This is a genomic window from Mycobacterium asiaticum (assembly GCF_001673315.1).
Lineage (GTDB): Bacteria > Actinomycetota > Actinomycetes > Mycobacteriales > Mycobacteriaceae > Mycobacterium > Mycobacterium asiaticum_B.
In genome coordinates, this window is record NZ_LZLQ01000096.1 from 71,528 (window position 1) to 89,751 (window position 18,224).

16 protein-coding genes and 2 tRNA genes are annotated in these 18,224 nt (G+C 64.9%); 10 read left to right on the forward strand and 8 right to left on the reverse strand.

Annotation, left to right across the window (positions count from 1 at the left end; translation table 11 throughout):
* Positions 1-40 precede the first annotated feature (40 nt).
* The 3 genes from recD to recC are packed head-to-tail and all read right to left on the reverse strand — an operon-like array spanning position 41 to position 8,426.
* Entirely contained in the window at positions 41-1,846 is a 1,806-nt protein-coding gene (gene recD, locus A5636_RS14960; RefSeq protein WP_081287806.1) for an exodeoxyribonuclease V subunit alpha, read from the reverse strand.
* A complete protein-coding gene (gene recB / locus A5636_RS14965; protein WP_065159474.1) occupies positions 1,843-5,142 on the reverse strand; it encodes an exodeoxyribonuclease V subunit beta in 3,300 nt (1,099 codons plus the stop codon). The genes recD and recB overlap by 4 nt, the downstream gene beginning before the upstream one ends.
* Positions 5,142-8,426, reverse strand: coding sequence for an exodeoxyribonuclease V subunit gamma (gene recC / locus A5636_RS14970; RefSeq protein WP_065159421.1), 3,285 nt, complete (start codon positions 8,424-8,426; stop codon positions 5,142-5,144). The genes recB and recC overlap by 1 nt, the downstream gene beginning before the upstream one ends.
* Positions 8,427-8,496: 70 nt before the next feature.
* On the opposite strand from recC, the gene A5636_RS14975 reads away from it, so the two are divergent.
* The 3 genes from A5636_RS14975 to A5636_RS14985 are packed head-to-tail and all read left to right on the forward strand — an operon-like array spanning position 8,497 to position 10,532.
* Entirely contained in the window at positions 8,497-9,012 is a 516-nt protein-coding gene (locus A5636_RS14975) for a nitroreductase family protein (RefSeq protein ID WP_065159422.1), read from the forward strand.
* A 19-nt stretch (positions 9,013-9,031) separates the two neighbouring features.
* Positions 9,032-9,487, forward strand: coding sequence for a cyanase (gene cynS / locus A5636_RS14980; RefSeq protein ID WP_065159423.1), 456 nt, complete (start codon positions 9,032-9,034; stop codon positions 9,485-9,487).
* Position 9,488: 1 nt separating this feature from the next.
* Entirely contained in the window at positions 9,489-10,532 is a 1,044-nt protein-coding gene (locus tag A5636_RS14985; RefSeq protein ID WP_065159424.1) for a patatin-like phospholipase family protein, read from the forward strand.
* A 97-nt stretch (positions 10,533-10,629) separates the two neighbouring features.
* Here A5636_RS14985 and A5636_RS14990 read toward each other — a convergent pair whose 3' ends face one another.
* From A5636_RS14990 to A5636_RS15010, 5 genes are all read right to left on the reverse strand, one after another.
* On the reverse strand, positions 10,630-11,109 hold the full coding sequence (locus A5636_RS14990) for a hypothetical protein (protein WP_065159425.1): 480 nt from the start codon (positions 11,107-11,109) through the stop codon (positions 10,630-10,632).
* A complete protein-coding gene (locus A5636_RS14995) occupies positions 11,106-13,436 on the reverse strand; it encodes a molybdopterin oxidoreductase family protein (protein ID WP_065159475.1) in 2,331 nt (776 codons plus the stop codon). The genes A5636_RS14990 and A5636_RS14995 overlap by 4 nt, the downstream gene beginning before the upstream one ends.
* 49 nt (positions 13,437-13,485) lie before the next feature.
* Positions 13,486-14,181 carry a crotonase/enoyl-CoA hydratase family protein gene (locus tag A5636_RS15000; protein ID WP_065159426.1) on the reverse strand — a complete coding sequence of 232 codons (696 nt, stop codon included), beginning with the start codon at positions 14,179-14,181 and terminating at the stop codon, positions 13,486-13,488.
* A gap of 49 nt (positions 14,182-14,230) precedes the next feature.
* Positions 14,231-15,064 carry a hypothetical protein gene (locus tag A5636_RS15005; protein ID WP_065159427.1) on the reverse strand — a complete coding sequence of 278 codons (834 nt, stop codon included), beginning with the start codon at positions 15,062-15,064 and terminating at the stop codon, positions 14,231-14,233.
* Positions 15,065-15,201: 137 nt separating this feature from the next.
* Positions 15,202-15,918 carry an MBL fold metallo-hydrolase gene (locus tag A5636_RS15010; protein WP_065159428.1) on the reverse strand — a complete coding sequence of 239 codons (717 nt, stop codon included), beginning with the start codon at positions 15,916-15,918 and terminating at the stop codon, positions 15,202-15,204.
* A gap of 85 nt (positions 15,919-16,003) precedes the next feature.
* Between A5636_RS15010 and A5636_RS15015 the strand changes: the two genes are divergently transcribed.
* The 7 genes from A5636_RS15015 to hadC all read left to right on the forward strand — a co-directional run bounded on the left by A5636_RS15015 (position 16,004) and on the right by hadC (position 18,184).
* A complete protein-coding gene (locus A5636_RS15015) occupies positions 16,004-16,219 on the forward strand; it encodes a type II toxin-antitoxin system VapB family antitoxin (RefSeq protein WP_065159429.1) in 216 nt (71 codons plus the stop codon).
* Between the two features lie 104 nt (positions 16,220-16,323).
* Positions 16,324-16,396 (forward strand) — tRNA-Thr (locus tag A5636_RS15020).
* Positions 16,397-16,430: 34 nt separating this feature from the next.
* A tRNA-Met gene (locus A5636_RS15025) sits at positions 16,431-16,507 on the forward strand.
* A gap of 52 nt (positions 16,508-16,559) precedes the next feature.
* Positions 16,560-16,727 (forward strand): 50S ribosomal protein L33, encoded by a 168-nt coding sequence (gene rpmG, locus A5636_RS15030; RefSeq protein ID WP_036352522.1) that lies wholly within the window; start codon positions 16,560-16,562, stop codon positions 16,725-16,727.
* 58 nt (positions 16,728-16,785) lie between these two features.
* Positions 16,786-17,265, forward strand: a complete 480-nt coding sequence (gene hadA, locus A5636_RS15035; RefSeq protein WP_065159430.1) for a (3R)-hydroxyacyl-ACP dehydratase subunit HadA — start codon at positions 16,786-16,788, stop codon at positions 17,263-17,265.
* Entirely contained in the window at positions 17,252-17,680 is a 429-nt protein-coding gene (hadB, locus tag A5636_RS15040; protein ID WP_065159431.1) for a (3R)-hydroxyacyl-ACP dehydratase subunit HadB, read from the forward strand. Before hadA ends, hadB begins: the two co-directional genes overlap by 14 nt.
* Positions 17,681-17,683: 3 nt before the next feature.
* On the forward strand, positions 17,684-18,184 hold the full coding sequence (gene hadC / locus A5636_RS15045; RefSeq protein ID WP_065159432.1) for a (3R)-hydroxyacyl-ACP dehydratase subunit HadC: 501 nt from the start codon (positions 17,684-17,686) through the stop codon (positions 18,182-18,184).
* The last annotated feature ends 40 nt before the right edge of the window (positions 18,185-18,224 follow it).

An 18,224-nucleotide genomic window follows, 5' to 3' on the forward strand; every position in this document is an offset into this window, starting at 1 on the left:
GGGGAAATTGTGGGAAGTGTCGCGGTACTGATCGCGGCCATCAGCTCGTAGGCATCACCCGCAGTCGCGCCGCCAGCCCGCTGGCGCGCAGCGCCCGTCGCTGGATCGCGGCACGCACCCCGCCCTCCGAGCCGATCACGCGCACCTTTTTCTTCGCCCGAGTGACCGCCGTGTAGAACAACTCCCTGCTCAACAACCGTGAATCCGCCGGTGGCATGAGCACGGTGACCGCATCGGCCTGACTGCCCTGGCTCTTGTGGATGGTCATCGCGTGCATGGTCTCGACGTCGGGCAATCGGCTGGTGGCGAAGTTCAGCAGCTCGTCGGCACCAGCGATGACGGCGCGAAGCGAATCGTCGTTCAGAACCGTCACCCCGGTGTCACCGTTGTAGACACCTAACCCGTAGTCGTTGGTCGTGATGAGCACCGGTCTCCCGGCGTACCACGCAGACCAGGTCGGCTCGCCCGTCGCCTCGGACAACCAACGCTCGACCTGCCGGTTCCAGTACTCGATTCCGTACCGGCCGCGACGGTGCGCACACAGCAGGCGGTGGTCGTCGAGAATGGCCAGCGCCGCGGCGGCATCCCCGAGGACAGCAGCGCGGCGCAGCGCAAGAGCATGCGGCACCAGGACATTGCGCAACTGTGCGGTCGGGTCCTCCGTATCGATCCATTCGATGTGGTCGCCGCCGGCGCGCAGCACGTCCAGGGCGGTATCGGCGTCACCGTCGCGAATCGCCGACGCCAACTCCCCGATTGATTGCCCGAATCGGTGCGAGGTTGTCAGTGCCGCAATCCCGGCATCGCTGTGGGCGCTCAAGCCGTCGACGAGGTCGGCCAGCACCGCACCCGCCTCCACCGACGACAGCTGGTCGGGATCGCCGACCAGCAACAGACGGGTATGCGGGCGCACCGCCTCCAACAGCCTCGCCATCATTGTGAGCGACACCATCGACGTTTCGTCGACCACGATCACATCGTGCGGCAACCGATTTCCCCGATGGTGGCGGAATCGCGACGAGGTGTCCGGCCTGCTGCCCAACAGCCGATGCAGGGTGGTGGCCCGTAGTCCCGATACCCGTTGTCGGTCAACGGGATCCAGCTGGTCCACCTCGAGTTGCACCGCCTCGTGTAACCGTGCCGCGGCCTTGCCGGTCGGTGCGGCCAATGCAATGCGCAGACGCGACTTGCCTTCGCGTTCGGCTTGTTCGGCGAACAAAGCCAGCAACCGCGCCACCGTGGTGGTCTTGCCCGTTCCCGGCCCGCCGGTCAGCACCGTCAAGCCCCGGCTCAACGCGACTGCGGCGGCCGCACGCTGTTCCTCGTACCCGTCGGGAAACAGCCGCTCGATACCGGGAGTCGCTTGCGGAGCCTGCGCCGAGAGCAGCGCCAGAAAATCATCCGCGACCTGCTGTTCCTCCAGCCAGTAGCGGTCCAGGTAAAGCAGACCGGCACCGGACAGCCGCAGCACCGGCGGCGAACCCGCCAGGGGACTTGCCCGCAGCGCCGCCAGCCACTGGTCCACCGACGGCCACGGCAGCCCGGGAACACCGACTTGCGCTTCAATATCCTGCAGGTCAATACAGACCGAGCCGCCCCGAAGGGCGCGCACCACCAATGCGACTGCCAGCGAGACCGACGGGTCAACGTCACCGGCCATCGCGGTAAGCCGTTGCGCCACATGCACATCAGCTGAGTCCAGAACACCGGCTTCGTTGAAGGTCCGCAGCAACCCCGATGCGCCCACGGCCCGGCGCCGATCGGCTGGGTCGGCCGCATCGACCGCGGCCGGGAGGCTTTGGTGGCCATCCGTTGCGGCCGGTTTCCCCGCGCTTCCGGTCGTCATGCGGCCGCCCGCCTGGCGTCGAGCAGGTCGGACAAAGCCGTGACCAACTCGGCCGGCGGTGCCCAGCTGAACACGCCGGCGGGATGCCCGTCGAGCAGCGGGGTGTCGGGCCCGCACATGCCGCGCAGGAACAGGTACAGCACGCCGCCGAGATGTCGCGCAGGGTCGTAGCCCGGCTGCCGCCAACGCAGAAAGCGATGCAGTACCACGCTGTAGAGCAGCGCCTGGAGTGGATAGTCCGAATGCAACATCGCCTCTGCGAGTCGAGGGCTCGTGTAGTCGGCGGCCGTCAGGGGGCGTTCCGGTTCACCCAGCCAGTTGGTCTTGTAATCGACGACCAGATACCGGTGACCCGACCCGTCGGGAATCCGCAGCACGGCGTCCACAGATCCGCTGAGATATCCGCGCAAGGACTGGCCACCCAAGGCGTCACCGACAAGCCTGTCGGCATAGGGAGCCAGCGGGTCGGTCGCCGCCAGGTGCGAGCGCAGCAACAATCCCACGTCGGCCAGCCGGATCGGAGATGCCGCGCCGCGGCTGTCACCACCGGCCAACGGGAACTCGAAGTCCATTTCTCGCAATCGATCTCGTAACCCGATCTGACGCAGCGTCAGACCTGCCGCGAGCGGACCCAGGGGAGTGTCGTGCAGCGGAACCAACGCGGCGGCCAGATCGGCGTCCGGCACCCCGACGGGCCACCACTGCGAATGAATGCCGACCTGAGCTTCGAGTTCGGCGGCGAGATCGACGGCAAACGGGTCGGCGGTCTCCAGCACCGCGTGCACCAGCGTGCCGAACTTCGCTCCGGTCGGCAGCGCGGCCATCGGTGATGCTACGTCTGACCCGGCGGGTGTCTGCACCGGTGGGATGTCGCCGACTTCGTCGTCCAACTCGGTGATCTCGGGCTCGCTGGTCACCCCTGTGGTCTCCGCGTTCCTGATCAGACCGGAGTAAGAGGTGCGTCGCCAAGCCGTATCGATGCTGCGATGGAAATGACGGGTGTCTAAATGTGACGGCGGCGCTGAACCGGGAACGGCCGGGGCGGCGACAATGACGGACTCTTCGAGCACCGGCCCGCCGGCGTTCTCCCACTCCCGAAACCGGTCCCACGCTTCGTCATCGGTGACCTTGGTGGGCACGCAACGGTCAGGAACGGCCGTCTCGCCGGGTCGGCGGCCCCGCAGCAACCGGGACAACCCACCGTTGGGCTCGTCGAACGCAGGTGACCACCAGGCCACCACCTGCGACTGCGCCCGTGTCATCGCGACGTAGGTGAGCCTGCTGTCGTCGCTGGCGTCTTCCTTGCTGGCCAGTGCTTCCACGGCAGCGAAATCGGGACTGTCCTTGCCGCCGATGTGCAGGCAGCGCACGCCCCGATCATGGAACAGCATCAGTTCGCGTTCCTGGATGTTGCGGTTGAACGCAAACGGTAGGTAGACGACGGGGTACTGCAACCCCTTGCTCACCCACACCGTCATGATCTGGACGGCGGCGGCGTCACTGTCGAGGCGCCGGTTGCGTTCGGCTGCGCCGCCCCGCTCTTCGCGCTGCCCACGCAGCCAATCCCGCAGCGCCGGCAGCGTGTAGCCCTCGCGGTGCGCGGTCTCCTGCAAGAGTTGCGTCAGGTGTGCCAGGTCGGTCATGTGCCGCTCGCCGTCCCGCCACGAAAGCACGCGGTCGCCCATGCCGCTCAACTGCGCGGCCTCGAAGATCGCGGCCACGCCTCGTTCGCGGGCGTGACCGGCCCACTCCCGCAGTGTCTCGGCGACACGGTCAGTCAGCTGATCACCGCCCACGGCAAGGCTTTTAGCGGTCTCACCGAAGAACATCGTCGCCGCGGCGGCGCGTACCACGCCCGGGCGATGCGGTTGATCGAAGGCCTCCAGCAGGGACAGCCAGTCGTCGGCGGCCTGCGAACCGAACACATCCGAATCACCGGTATAGACCGCGGGGATGCCCGCCCGGGTCAACGCTTCGTGACAGGCGCGGGCGTCCTTGTGCTTCTCCACGATCACCGCGATATCCCGGGCCACGAGCGGACGCCCGGCGAAGGTGGCGCCCGCCGACAGCAGTCTGCCGATATCGGTGGCGAGATCGCGGCCGATATGCTCGCGCAGTTCGTCGATGCGGGGGTTCGTCAAACCTCTGCGGCCCATAATCTCTCGACGTACCACCCGCAACCGGAACGGATCATTGTGCGGCGCGCCCGCCAAACGGTGGCCGCGGTGGTACGCCTCGACATCGTGCACCACGATGGCCGGGTCACCCAGTTCTGCACCACGCAACACGACCTGTAACCGCTCGACGAGCGCGCTGTCGCTGCGCCAGTTCGTCGCCAGCGTCCGTTTGTCACCGGCGGTCTGTGCCGCGCGCAGATAGGTGACGATGTCGCCACCACGGAAGGCATAGATCGCTTGCTTCGGGTCGCCGATGAGAATAAGCGTGGACCGCCCGCTGAACGCGCGGTCCAGCACCAGCCATTGCACCGGATCGGTGTCTTGAAATTCGTCGACCATCACGATCGGCCAGCGTCGATACATGCGGAGCCGAGCGGGGGAGTCGTCGGCGTTCAGTGCGTCAGCCAACCGGGTGAGCAGGTCGTCATACCCCAGCACCCCGCGGCGCCGCTTGCGTGTTTCCAGTTCAGCGAGAACATCTTTCGCGAAGCCGATACACACGGCGGCCCGCGAGTCCGGGTCCGGGTGCTGGGGGCGCAGCTGGGTAGACGGATTATTGACCACCGTCCGCGCCAGCCGCAGCGCATCGCGGTACGTCAGCACGGGGTCGTCGCGCTCGCGGCCAAAATGGGCCAGGTACAGGTCGTCGACGATCTCAGCGATCAGGTCGTCGAGGTCCTCGACCAGCGTGACGCCCGCGTCCGTGTCGCCCGCTACGCCCAGCGACTTGAGTACCAGTTGGCAGAATTGATGCGTGGTGGCGATCGTCGCCGCGTCGAATCCGGCCAGCGCGTCACGCAGGCGTTGCCTGCGTGCGGCGCGCTCGACGCCGACGCTCTCGACCAGACCCTGCACCAGCTGGTTGTCACCAACCAGCGACGGGTCGTCGAAAGCCGCTACCGCATCCACGATCTGGCACCGCACACGCTCACGCAGCTCCTGGCTGGCAGCCCGTCCGAAGGTGATGAGCAGCATTTCGTCGAGCGTGGCAACGCCCTCGGCGAGGTAACGCGTGACCAGTCCGGCCAAGGCGAACGTCTTACCCGTCCCGGCGCTGGCTTCCAATACCGTGGTTGAGCGCTCGACGGGCAGTGGGCCCAGCAGATCGAACGGTTGCATCATCCGGGCCTTCTCTCGGCCCGCAGCATCGGTAGCCACAGCCGGGCGGCGAAGGCACCGAGGCGGTTGTCCTCCCCGGGGTGTTCCTCGCCGGGTCGCACCGGTTGCATCAGCTCACTCAGGCGTGCGTTCCAGCCCCAGGCCCGCGCGGACGCCGGGGCTTGATTCTCGCCGGGAAAACGGCCGCTGTTCCAACGGAAGGACGCCTCCCGCTCCGGATCGTCCCCACCGTGTCGGGCGACCGCCCAGGCATAGGACGTCTTGATTGGCAACGGAATTGGCTCGCGCCGTCCCGCATCGTAGATCGCCACCAAATCGCGGAGCAGCTCTACGGCGTCTTCGCGAGGCCGTCCCAAGCCCTCCTCGCGTGGGGTGGTACCCCGCTTCGGCCGGCCGATGCAGACGGCCGACCAGTCACGGTCGGGCGCATGAGCGATCAACGCCAACAACGGGATCCAGCATTCCAGCAGATGTTTGCCGTCCAGTTTCGAATAGGTCACCGATACCAGACGGTCACCGAACATCGGAGACACCGTGCCGGTCAGGTGCCGGGTACCGAGATCGATATCGACGTCGTAAACCGCGGCGTCGGCACGGCGGTGCGCAAGCGCCGCCCTCGCCAGCAACTCCGCCTGATTGCGGATCTCGGTGACCTTGCGCCAGCCGAGTTGACCGGGCGGCAGGGTGCCGCGACGCCATTCGGCCTGCCGCGCCTCGTCGGGCGCCATTCCGCCTAGCATGTCGCTCAGCATCCGATCACCGACGGACCATTCCTCGAGTTGATCGATGTCGACGGGCATCGCGTCCTGCACGCCGTCGACGTCCCACGGCAGCGTGTACTCCAGCGCCCGGAAGAAACCCTTCACCGGATCCCTGAAGAAAGCGACCATGTCGGCGAGGACGACATCGTCGGGCGGGGGCGGCGCCAGCGGCTCGTCGATGAATTTCGGCCGTTCGGCGCGTTCACCGGCGGCCGCGAGAGCTGCACGCAGTACCGTCCGGTCGAAGCTGAACGGCACCCCGGGTACCAGCCTGCCGGGCTCTACATTCCGAAAATCGAACGGCTGCAACGGATGTTGCACGACGATACGCGACCGCACCTCCTGCTCGGTGGTCATGTCGAGGGCATCGAGCAGCTCCGCCAGCGGCACCGCGGGTGGCCTGCGCTGACCCGAGTATTCGTTGGCTCCGGTGTAAGTGATGACCAAGTGCTCGGTGGCAGCGCCGACCGCGTCCAGCAGCAGTTGCCGGTCCTCGGACCGGATGTCACGTTCACCGGTGAGCGGGCACCGGGCCAGAACGTCGTCGCCGTCGACGACTCCGAGGCGAGGGAACACGCCGTCGTCCAACCCGACGAGGCAGACCACCCGGTGCGGGACCGAACGCATCGGCACCATCGTGCAGACGGTCAGGGTGCCGGTGCGGAAATTGGCTCGGGTGGGCCGCCCGGCCAGATGCCGTCGCAACAGCGCTCGGACATCGGGTAGCCGCAGCAGGGTGCCGCCCCGCGGACCCGCGGTACGCAGCACGTCGGCGAATTCACGTCGCAACTGGTCGGTCTGCCAGGTGTCGTCGTCATCGAGGCGGGTCAACAACCCGATGCCGTCGGTCAACCCGCTCAGCCACTCGTGTAGCGGGCGGGTCCCGGTGAGTGAATCGGCCACTCGAGCCAGCCGGTCGACGAATTCGGCGAGTTTGCCCGCCAATTCGACCCGGTTACTTCCCACGTCGTCGAGGGGCAGCGTCGAATCGATCCAGGCATGCGACGCGTCGGACATGGCGACGCCGGCCAGGATCCGGTCGATGCCGAATCGCCAGGTGTTGTGGACGAAGTCGACCCCGAACGGCTTGCGGTGTTCCTGATCGAACCCCCACCGAATGTTCGACTGCCGGACCCAGCGGGTGATGCCTTCCAAGTCGTCGTCACTGAAACCGAAGCGGGCGCGGACCGGGGCGGCCTGGGCCAGGTTGAGTACCTCGCTCGCGGTCACTCGGCCGCCAGCCAGCGCCAGCAACTGGGCGGCAACGCCGAGTAGCGAATTAGTTTGCAGCAGTGAACGATCGGCAAGCCGTACCCGAAGCCGGTGCGCCGGGTGCGCGCCATTGACCACGTCGCCGAGTCCGAAGTCCGCGACGATCAACGGCGCGTAGGTCTCGATGTCGGGGCACATGACCAAGATGTCCCGCGGTTCCAGGGTCGGGTCATCGGCCAGCAGGCCCAGCAGCACCTCACGCAGCACGTCGATCTGCCGGGCGGGCCCATGGCAGCTGTGCACCTGGATCGACCGATCATCGGCCGCCAGAGTGCGACCCGCCCGCCGAACCGAGTTGGCCGCCAGGTCGGATTGCAGCCAGCCGAGCAGGGTCGCCGGCCGTCGCGCCTCGGGCAGCGCTTCGTCCGTCGCGGAATCGGCCGGAAGACTGCGTTGTAGCTCGCGCAGGTCCCTGCCAAGCGTCGCCAGCAGCGGGTTGCCGACCTGCCGGTGGCTGGTGTCCTCGCGCCGCGGCACCGCGCCGTGGATGGGTGCGAGCGACTGCCACAGCGCGTCGCTGGGGTGCGGCAGCCACAGGTGCAGTTCGTGATGGACGGCCAGTGCGTCGAGCAGCTGTACGTCGGTGCAGGCCAACCGGGTGTGTCCGAACAGCGAAAGCCGTGACGGCAGGTCAGTCGGCCCGGCTCGCAACCGGGCGACGGTTTTTTCATGCCGGACGTGCGGGGGATCGGCGCCGACGAGCGCGACCAGCGCCCGCCATAGATGCGGTTGCCATGCCAGGTCGGAATCGAGATCACCGACGTTGTCGTCCAGCCAGTCGACCAGCAGCCCAGGCCGTTGCCGAGCGTAGGAAGCGAACAACCCGGCCAGCCGGCGGGCCACCGCGTAGCGCCGCCCTCGCCGCAGCTCGGCCTCCGGGCCCTCATCGAAGTGCCCCAAATGTCTTGCCAGCGAAGCACACCACGGTTCGTGCAAGGCACAGTCGATCACTTCGAGTAAGGGCCAGGTGATGGCATCCGGCGACCACGGGTCGTCGTCGACGGTCCCGGTGATCTCCGCAATCAGCGACGCCGGACTGCGGAACGACACGCCCCCGCACACACCGTCACTTCGTCCTGGTGCGCTGCCCAGCCGGTGGGACAGGCGCTGGCTGAGCCAGCGTTCTACCCCGCGCGCTGGAACCAGCACCAGCTCCTGGGCGAACGGATCCGGCAGCGGATTGGCCAGGAGAGCGCCGAGCCCGTCGGCGAGCAGGTCGGTGCGCTCGGCACGGTGCAGATGAAGTGCCATTGCCGGCCACGATAGACGGCCGGTCCGACATCGGTGGCAGCATGGGACGGGTCAGCTGTGAGGAGGAGCAATGGAAGCGTGGGATGCGATCCGGGCCAGGCGCAACGTGCGCCAGTACACGCAGGAGCCGGTGTCAGCGGAGGACCTGCACCGTATCGCCGAGGCCGGGTGGCGGGCGCCGTCGGCGAAGAACCGGCAGCCGTGGGATTTTGTCATCGTTACCGATAAGGCGCAGCTGCAGGAACTTTCGACGGTCTGGATGGGAGCCGGGCACATCGCCGGGGCGGCGGCCGCGATCGTCTTGGTGATTCCAGAGCCGGCCGATGAGCGCAGAAAAGTCACCGACCAATACGACCTGGGCCAGGCGACGATGGCGATGATGCTTGCGGCCACCGACCTGGGAATCGGTACCGGCCATTCGTCGGTGGGGGACCAGGGGAAAGCCCGCGCCATCCTGGGGGTTCCCGACGGCTACCTGGTGGCCTACCTACTCGGCGTCGGGTATCCGGCCGACCGCCCGCTGACTCCGATCCGCAAGCCCAACCGTCGGCCCTTCGACGAGGTTGTCCATCACGGCCGCTGGTGATGCTTGGCATGCTGGGGCGATGAACAGAAACGAGATCACCGAACAGGTTGTCGTCGCCCGCTTGTCCAAGGGCCTAAGTTGGCAGAAGCTCGCCGACGCGATCGACCGCCCGGTGTTGTGGACGACGTCGGCGTTGCTGGGTCAGCACCCGATCCCTGCTGAGCAGGGCAAGGTTCTGGTCGAGATGCTGGGTCTGGACGACTCCGCGGTCGCGGTGTTGGCGGCGCCGCCGATGCGGGGCGGCCTGCCCAGCGCAGTTCCCACCGACCCCACCATCTACCGCTTTTACGAAGCGCTGCAGGTCTACGGCGGCGCGATCAAGGAAGTCATCCACGAACAGTTCGGCGACGGAATCATGAGCGCGATCAATTTCAGCGTCGACCTGCACAAGAAGTCACATCCGGCCGGTGACCGCGTGGTTGTCACCTTCGATGGCAAATTCCTTCCCTACCAATGGATTTCGGCGCAGGACTAACATGACGGGGCAGTCAGGGCGGTCAGGACATTCTGGGAAACTCAACCCTGTTGATCTCGTGCTTTCTGGCGGCGGCGTCAAGGGCGTCGGGTTGGTGGGCGCGGTGGTCGCGATGATGGATGCCGGGTATTCGGTCAAACGGGTCTCCGGCGTTTCGGCGGGTTCGCTGGTGGGGTCGATCTTGGCCGCGGCGGCCAAGGGCGACCAGCTGACCAGCGCCCAGATCAAGGAAATCGCGCTGACCCTGCCATATGAAAAGTTCCGCGATTCCGGACCGGTCGGCCACGTGCCGGTCCTCGGGCAAGCGTGGGGGTTGCTGCGGGACAGCGGCATCTACCGTGGCGACTTCGCTCATCAATGGATCAGCGGCGAACTGAAAAACCTCGGCGTCACCACCTTTGGCGATCTGGCTCTGAGCGACAAACAGATCCCCGCAAACCGGCGCTACCGGTTGGCGGTAACCGTCACAGATATCACGACCGGTCAGTTGGTGCGGCTGCCCTGGGATTACCAGCGGCTCTACGGGCTCGACCCCGACGAGCAACTGGTCGCGGACGCGGTGCGCGCCTCGATGTCCATCCCGTTCTACTTCCGGCCGGTCACCCTGACCAGTGCCGCCGGTCGGCAGTCCACTCTGGTGGACGGCGGTGTGCTGTCCAACTTTCCGATCGATTCCTTCGACCGCTTCGACGGGAAACCGCCGCGCTGGCCGACCTTCGGGGTCACGGTCGTGCCGAACCTGCCCGAGGGCAACGACCAGTTGATCCCGGGAGTGGGTGCGTTGCGTCTGCTGGGCCCGCCCTCGGTGCTGCTCGAACAGCTGATCACCACCATGTTCGTGGGCCATGACCAGACTTACCTAAACCAGCCCTGGGTGAGCGCGCGGGCGATCCGGGTCGATTCCACTGCGGTGAACTTCCTGGATTTCGGCATTTCGCGCACCGACGCCGAGGCGCTGTACACCAAGGGCTACGAGGCGGCCGCGGCCTTCCTCTCGACCTGGAATTGGGTCGAGTACCTCGAGCGATTCCGCCCGTACCAATAGTGGCGAAGTGCCGCGGCAATCGGGCGCAGCTGCCAGAATCTAAGACGGAGGAGGCGCCGGTGTGACGCGGTTGTTCGGGCAACCGCTCACTCACGGTTCAGGCCGTCAAGATCTGCGGCGAAAGCTCCTTGAGCATCGCGTTGGCCCAGCGCATCTGCCGCAAGGTCTCGGGGTGGCACCGTGCGGTCACCTCGATGAGTTCCTGGTCTTTGACCGCCTGCCCGGCCTGCCCGAGAAGTTCCCAGTCCAGCGATACTCCCGCGGCGAGTCGGTGGATGTGCCGCAGATCCGCCAGGAGAAGTAGTCCAGGCTCTGGACGGCGCCGCAGCAGCGTGGCCAACGAGGACTGGACCGGCCCGGAGCGGGGCGTTACCTGGGGCGTCGCGCGCAAGCGCAAACCGTAGTGGCGTCCGTGCGCCGCCAGTTCCCCGACGTGGCTTTGCGACCAGGCGGCCAGGTCACCCGCCAGGTGGGAGATGTCTTGGTCGGAGCGGTGCCGCGCCGCGATGCCGTTGAGCCCGCGAGCGAGTTTGCGTTCGGAGCGATGCAATTCGGCGATCGCCAGTTTGATCTTCATTGCGGACCTGCCGATCGACATAGCTGGACACGGGCCGCCGCGGTCTTGAACGTCGGTTGCTTGGACACCGGATCCCAATCGGTCAGGGTCAGTTCGTTGCCCGCGCGGCGGTGATCGCGATCACTGGAATCCCAATAGCCGTAATGGAAAGGCACGAAGACAACGCCAGGGCGGATCCGGCCAATCCGGGCCGGGCACGTGATGCCACCCCGCGCGGTGGTCACCTCGACAAGCTGGCCTTCTTGCACCCCTAGCCGGTGGGCGTCGGCCTCGGCGATCTCGACCCAGACTTCGGGTGCTGCACGCTGAAGTTCCGGTGCCCGAGCGGTTTTGGTGCGAGTGTGGAAGTGGTAGACGGTGCGTCCGGTAATCAAGACGTACGGATAGGCCTCCGACGGCCGTTCGTGCGCGGGTATGTACTCGGCGGCCTTGATGATGGCTTTGCCGTAGGGATTCATGGCTCGGTATTCGGTTGGCTCCAGGGGGGCGCCGGTGATCAAGTCCTTGCCATAAGCCTCGCAATATTGCGGGTCCGACCAGAACTTGCCCTCTGCGTACAGTCTTTCGGTTCCATCGGGATGCTCTGCGTTGCAAGGCCATTGGATGCCGGTGCCGCCGCGTAGCTTGGCGTAGCTGATACCGGTGTAGTCGCAGGGGCGCCCGGCGCTGCACTTCTTCCACGCCTCGAAGGCCGACTCCGGGTCTTTCCACGAGATCAACGGCTGGCCGTCTTTGTCGCGGAAGTCCATTCGCCGCGCATAGTCCAGAAAGATGTCGAGATCAGAACGCGCACAACCCGGCGGTTCGATTGCCTTTTCCGATATGTGCACCGTTCGGTCGGCGTTGGTGAAGGTGCCCGTTTTCTCACCCCATGCCGCCGCCGGCAGCACCACGTCGGCCAGTTCGGCCGTCTCGGTCAAGAAGATGTCCTGAACGATCAGGAATAGCCGCTCTTGCTTCAGTATTCGTCGGATCCGGGTGAGATCGGGCAGGGTCACCGCGGGATTGGTTGCGCTGACCCACAACATCCGCAAAGTGCCCTCTTCGGCGAAGCGAAACATCTGCATGGCGTGGGTGGGCGGTGCGTAATGCGGGATCTGTCGCGGCTCGACGTTCCACAACCGTGCAAGTTCGGCGATGTGATCGGGGTTCGCCCAGTTACGGAAACCGGCGAGGTCGCCGTCGGCGCCACACTCGCGCGTGTTCTCCGCTGTGGGCTGGCCGTTCATCTGCAGCACACCGCAGCCAGGCTTGCCAAGCATCCCGCGGACCAGGTGGATGTTGTTGACCTGAACGCTGGCTGCGGTTGCCTGGTGCGACTGGTAGAAACCTTGCAGCACCGTGGAAAGCAGATGCTCGGCGTTGCCGAGAATTTCTGCCGCGCAACGAATCTGGTCGGCGTTGACACCACAGATCTCGGCAGCCCGGTCCGGTGGGAATTCTTCCACCCGGCGACGGAGCTCATCGAAACCGACGGTGTGCGCCGCGATGTATTGGTCGTCAATCCAGCCGTGGCCGATGATCTCGTGCAGCAACGCATTCATCAGCGCGACATTGGTTCCCGGTAGCGGTGCGAGATGCACAGTGGCGTGCTCGGCGACAGGAGTGGAGCGGGGATCGATGCACACAATGGCGGGGGGCGTGGGCCCGGCCAGCCGATCCAGCATTCGTGCCCACAACACTGTCTGGGTTTCCGCGACGTTGTGTCCGAAGAGCGCAATCACGTCGGCATGATCGATGTCGGTATAGGAGCCCGGTTGCCCGTCGCTGGCGAACGATTCTTTCAACGCCTCCGCGGCAGTGGCGGTGCAGAGTCGGGTGTTGCCGTCGACGTGGTTCGTCCCGATCGCAGCGTGGGCGACGACGGCTTGGGTGTAGTACTCCTCCAGAAACAATTGCCCCGAGGTGTAGAACCCAATTGAGCCTGGGCCGTGGTCATCGAGCAATTGCTTGCTGCGCATCACGATGCGCTCCATCGCGGTGTCCCAATCCGTGGTCCGCAGTTGGCCGTCGACGCGTATTAGCGGAGCCGTGAGCCGGTCTGAAGACCCGTTGGCCTGCCAACCAAACAGATCCTTGGGGTCGAGTCGGCCGCGGTTGACGCGGTCGACCGCGCGTCCGCGGACCCCCACGATGCGGTCGTCCTTGACGGCGATGTCGAGGCCGTCGCCATTGCTGTGCAGCACCGCCGCCGACTGCGCCCAGCGGTCTACTGAATCGGCCTCGACCCCGTGGGCCAGGAATTGGTCAATGCGTTCTGGCCATTGTTCGCCCGGTCCGTACGGGGTTCTCGGCCCCCAAGGATCGGCGATGCGGTCCACCGCCACCATGGCATGCGCTTACCCGGAGGTGGGTGGTCAAAACGTATCGCGCCGGTTAGAGACCGAACTCTTTCTCGATCTCGTCGATACCGGCGCGCATCGCTTTGAGGGCGTCCGCGCGGACCCGCAACTTGGTGGCCGCGTGGGCTTTGTGGTTGAGGCCGGCGAATTCTCGGGCCGCTTCTTCGGCGCGGCTGACCACCACCTCAGGTAGCACCATCTCGTCGATGAAACCCGAGGCTAGGGCGGTTTCACCGAAGAAGGTCTTGGCCAGTCCGGTGGCCTGCTGGTAGGCCGAGGGGGTCAACCGCAGCTTCATGATTTCCAGCGCGGGGTACGGAATCACCATGCCGATCGCCACTTCGTTGGCCTGAATGCTGTAGGCGTGTGCGGCGATTCGGTGGTCGCCGGAGGAGAGCAGAAAAGCCCCCATGGCGATGGCGGGACCGGTGCACGCCATCACCACCGGTTTCGGGTAGGACAGCAAGCGGTAGGACAGCTCGAAACCACCACGCAGCATGTCGATGGCGGGTTGCGCCTCGCCTGAGGTGAGCACCTTCAAATCGAAGCCACCGCTGAACACGCGCTCGTTGCCGGTGATCACCAACGCCTTGACGTCGTCGCTGTCTGCTTGGTCGATCGCCTCGTTGAGAGCCTGTTGCATTGCCGGCCCCAATGCATTGACCTTGCCGTCGTCCATCCGGATGACACCGATGGTCTCGTTGTGGGTGTAGACGACCGGACCGCTCATGGGGCTACTCCTTCGCTGCGGGCCTCGATTGAATCAGATCGTCGCGCGGTCACACCCGCTGGCTGCGATGCTTGCCAAGCTCGTTCTCGGCATCACCCCAACGCAGACTGACGTCGGTCGGGTCGTCTAGTTGCCGGGTGCGCCACCTGTCCTGAGTTTCCTGCACGGCCCGGTTGATCCGATCGATTTCACTGCGGAACACCTCGGGCCGGGTTTCCTTACTGGCGTAATGGAAGTAGGTCAGCAGGTTGCGCAGCAATTCCAGCTTCTGCTTCTCCCGCTTGGCCAGGTCGTGCGTCGTCATCAATTCGATGCGCTGAACGGGTGGCAACGCATCCCAGTCCAGCACCACCTTGGTCTCCAGTTGCTGACGGGGGCGCTGCCAGAACTTCCAGCCCCGTGGCCGGTCGGGACGGTCGTAGTAGGTCACGGTGCCTTCGAAGCGGGATTCGACACCGTGCCCGATCTCGGCGCGGTCGAGGGCCGAATCCCACACCATCCGCCACTCCTGATCGGGTGCCAGGGTCGGCAGCTCCCGGGGAAGCTGTAGTTCCACGACGTCGGCGTAGCCGTCGGACGCATTCTCGTACTCGGCCACGGTCGGGGGATTGGGAAAATTGAACCGGATGTCGTAGGCCGCGGTTCGACCGAAGTTACGCACCACGAGCTCGATGACGTGCCAGTCAGCCACGTGCGGCTCCATCAGCATCGCCACGTGCGGCCGGGTGCCTTCGGCTGCGAGCGCGCGGTTTCGCTGCAGCTGGCGGTGCGTGAAGATCAATGCGGCGATACCGAGTGCGATGGCCGCCCACGCAGCCCACGCCAACCAGGTGCTGGAGTCGACGTTCTCGATCCCCCGCCAGCTTCCTTGGACCCACCCCATGAATCCGCCCTCCGCTAGTTACTGACCCTCACACCTCGGACCGGAATGTAGCTGCCCTGATGGTAGAGCCGGTTCCTGAGTATTGCTGAAAGGGATATCGCCCGTGCCCAGAATGGCCATCCGTGTTCGCCACGCCGTCAGCCGCCCATCATCATTCGCCACTGGTCGAGATTGGCCGGCCGGTACACGTAGTTCGAGCGCTTGACCTCCGAGAGGGCGGCGCTGGGGTCGGCCGAATACCAGTGCCCGGGGAATACCGTCGGGTCGCCCGGCAGCGTCGCGAGTTGCTGCAGGCTGCGGTACATCTCGTCGGAATCTCCGCCCGGGAAGTCGGTGCGTCCGCAGCCATCGAGGAACAACGTGTCGCCGGCGACCAGTCGACCGTCAAGCAGAAAGCACTGGCTGCCCGGGGTGTGGCCCGGAGTGTGCAGCAACTCGATCTCGATATCCCCGATGCTGAGTCTGTCCCGGTGGTCATGGGTGGTCAGGTCCCTCATGGGGATCCCGGTGATCCGGGACACCCACACCGCCTCATGCGTGTTCACGTGGACCGGAACTGTGGTGCGTTCCAGCAGCTCGGCCAGCCCCCTGAGCTCGAAACCCATCATCGAGCCGCCGACATGATCCGGGTGGTGATGGGTCACCAGCACACCGGACAGCCGCATGCCGTCGGCTTCCAGCGCGTCGACCAGGTCCCCGGCGGCGTACGCCGGGTCTACCACCACGCAGTCACCGGTCTCGCGGTCGCCGATCAGATAGGCGAAGTTGCGCATCTGGGCGGCGATAGGGTCCCCGGCCGCGAAATCACGGCCCGAAAGTAGTTGGCGGAAGTACAGGCGATCCGAATCTGACACCGCACTAGCCTATGGCCCGGCAAAAACCCATTCCAACCTGGTCTTCCACCAGCACATCGGGGGCACAAATCGCTAAAATCGGTACATGTTGAAGAGGGTCGACATTCTGGTTGAAGCCGAGTTGCTTCAAGATGTCATCGACAAATTCCACTTGCTGGACGCCCGGGAAGCGGTACACCTCGCATTGAAAGCCGCGCTGGACGAGGGGCCGGCGGTACCGCACGACCCGCAGGACGAGGATTACGACGAATTCAGCGACCTCAGCGCCTGGCAGTTGCACCGAGGCACCGATACCGGGTGAGACACCGGGTGATCCGTCCTGGTTTGGAGACGCTGCCGGGCAGGCTGTAACCTCTTTCTGGCCCTTGAAAGCGCACCTGCACGACTGGTCGCTGCGGGTGAACGGCCCCCTTAGCTCAGTCGGTAGAGCGTTTCCATGGTAAGGAAAAGGTCAACGGTTCGATTCCGTTAGGGGGCTCGGCGGACGCCGAGCAGGCGCGGCGCGCACCAGAGGCGATGTAGCTCAGTCGGTTAGAGCGAACGACTCATAATCGTTAGGTCGCCGGTTCGAGTCCGGCCATCGCTACCAGACAACGTCGAGCTTCGGCGGGGTTGACAGAGAGAGCTGAGAGAAGAAGGTCATGGCTTCGAGTACGGACGTACGGCCGAAAATCACCCTGGCGTGCGAGGTGTGCAAGCACCGCAACTACATCACCAAGAAGAACCGGCGCAATGACCCGGACCGCTTGGAGCTGAAGAAGTTCTGCCCGAATTGCGGTAAGCACCAAGGGCACCGCGAAACGCGGTAACTGCCGACTCGTACCAACAAGTCCAGTTGAGCAAAGATTCGTAGGTAGGTTCGAAGCCGTGGCGCTGTCTGAAGATATCGTCGGGATGCACTACCGTTACCCCGATTATTACCTGGTGGAGCGGGAGAAGATTCGGGAGCACGCGACCGCCGTCAAAAATGACGACGCGGCCTTTTTCGACGACAAGGCGGCGGCCGAATTGGGCTATGACGGCCTCGCGGCACCGTTGACGTTCATTTGCGTGTTCGGTTACAAGGCGCAGTCGGCCTTTTTCGACTATGCCAACATCGCGATTTCTGATGAAAAAATTGTCCAGATCGATCAGGTACTGAAGTTCGAGAAGCCGATCGTGGCGGGCGACAAGCTCTACTGTGACGTATACGTGGATTCTGTGCGTGAGGCGCATGGCACCCAAATCATCGTGACCAAGAACATCATCACCAATGACGCCGGTGAGATTGTGCAAGAGACCTACACGACACTGGCAGGTCGTGCCGGCGAAGACGGGGAAGAAGGATTTTCAGATGCCTCTGCGTGAGTTCAGTTCGGTGCAGGTGGGTGACCAGCTGCCGGAGCGCACCTACCCGCTGACCCGGCAGGACCTGGTCAACTACGCGGGGGTGTCGGGTGACTTGAACCCGATTCACTGGGATGACGAGATCGCCAAAATGGTTGGGTTGGACACCGCCATCGCGCACGGCATGCTCACCATGGGCATCGGCGGCGGCTACGTCACGTCGTGGGTGGGCGACCCGGGCGCCGTGACCGAGTACAACGTGCGGTTCACCGCCGTAGTCCCGGTGCCCAATGACAGCAAGGGCGCCGAGCTGGTGTTCAGCGGCCGGGTGAAGTCCGTTGACCCGGAAAGCAAATCGGTCACCATCGCACTCACCGCGACAACGGGCGGCAAAAAGATCTTCGGTCGGGCCGTGGCCTCGGCAAAGTTGGCCTAGCGGATGGCTCTCAAAACAGACATACGAGGTATGACTTTCCAGTACCCCGATTACTTCGAGGTGGGCCGCGAGCAGGTTCGGCAATTCTCCCGTTCGATCAAGTGCGACGATCAGGCTTGCTACGACGATGCCGCGGCTGCCGAGATGGGCTACGACAGCATCATCGCCCCGCTGACGTTCGTGTCGATCCTGGCGAAACTCATCCAAGACGATTTTTTCCGCAACGTCGATGTCGGCTTCGAGACCATGCAGATTGTGCAGGTCGACCAGAAATTCGTCTACCACGCGCCGGTCCGTGTCGGCGACAAGCTTTACGGCAGCTTGCGGGTCGAATCGGTGAATGAGCGTTTTGGCGCCGATATCGTGGTAACCAAGAACTTTTGCCATAACCAGGATGGCGTCCTGGTCTTGGAGGCTTTCACCACCCTGATGGGACACGAGGGCGACAATTCAATCCAGCTCAAATGGGACAAGGTATCGGGCCAGGTCGTCAGGACCGGCTAATTAGTATCTGACTCCTACGTCCATGTACACTCGGACCTCG

Excerpts from the sequence above, each read along its gene's own strand:
- recC (WP_065159421.1), bottom strand. The coding sequence starts at position 8,426 with ATGGCACTTCATCTGCACCGTGCCGAGCGCACCGACCTGCTCGCCGAC.
- A5636_RS14985 (WP_065159424.1), top strand. The coding sequence starts at position 9,489 with ATGACGGGGCAGTCAGGGCGGTCAGGACATTCTGGGAAACTCAACCCT.
- recB (WP_065159474.1), bottom strand. The coding sequence starts at position 5,142 with ATGCAACCGTTCGATCTGCTGGGCCCACTGCCCGTCGAGCGCTCAACC.
- A5636_RS15000 (WP_065159426.1), bottom strand. The coding sequence starts at position 14,181 with ATGAGCGGTCCGGTCGTCTACACCCACAACGAGACCATCGGTGTCATC.
- rpmG (WP_036352522.1), top strand. The coding sequence starts at position 16,560 with ATGGCTTCGAGTACGGACGTACGGCCGAAAATCACCCTGGCGTGCGAG.
- recD (WP_081287806.1), bottom strand. The coding sequence starts at position 1,846 with ATGACGACCGGAAGCGCGGGGAAACCGGCCGCAACGGATGGCCACCAA.
- A5636_RS14975 (WP_065159422.1), top strand. The coding sequence starts at position 8,497 with ATGGAAGCGTGGGATGCGATCCGGGCCAGGCGCAACGTGCGCCAGTAC.
- A5636_RS15005 (WP_065159427.1), bottom strand. The coding sequence starts at position 15,064 with ATGGGGTGGGTCCAAGGAAGCTGGCGGGGGATCGAGAACGTCGACTCC.
- hadB (WP_065159431.1), top strand. The coding sequence starts at position 17,252 with ATGCCTCTGCGTGAGTTCAGTTCGGTGCAGGTGGGTGACCAGCTGCCG.
- A5636_RS15015 (WP_065159429.1), top strand. The coding sequence starts at position 16,004 with ATGTTGAAGAGGGTCGACATTCTGGTTGAAGCCGAGTTGCTTCAAGAT.
- A5636_RS14990 (WP_065159425.1), bottom strand. The coding sequence starts at position 11,109 with ATGAAGATCAAACTGGCGATCGCCGAATTGCATCGCTCCGAACGCAAA.
- hadC (WP_065159432.1), top strand. The coding sequence starts at position 17,684 with ATGGCTCTCAAAACAGACATACGAGGTATGACTTTCCAGTACCCCGAT.
- cynS (WP_065159423.1), top strand. The coding sequence starts at position 9,032 with ATGAACAGAAACGAGATCACCGAACAGGTTGTCGTCGCCCGCTTGTCC.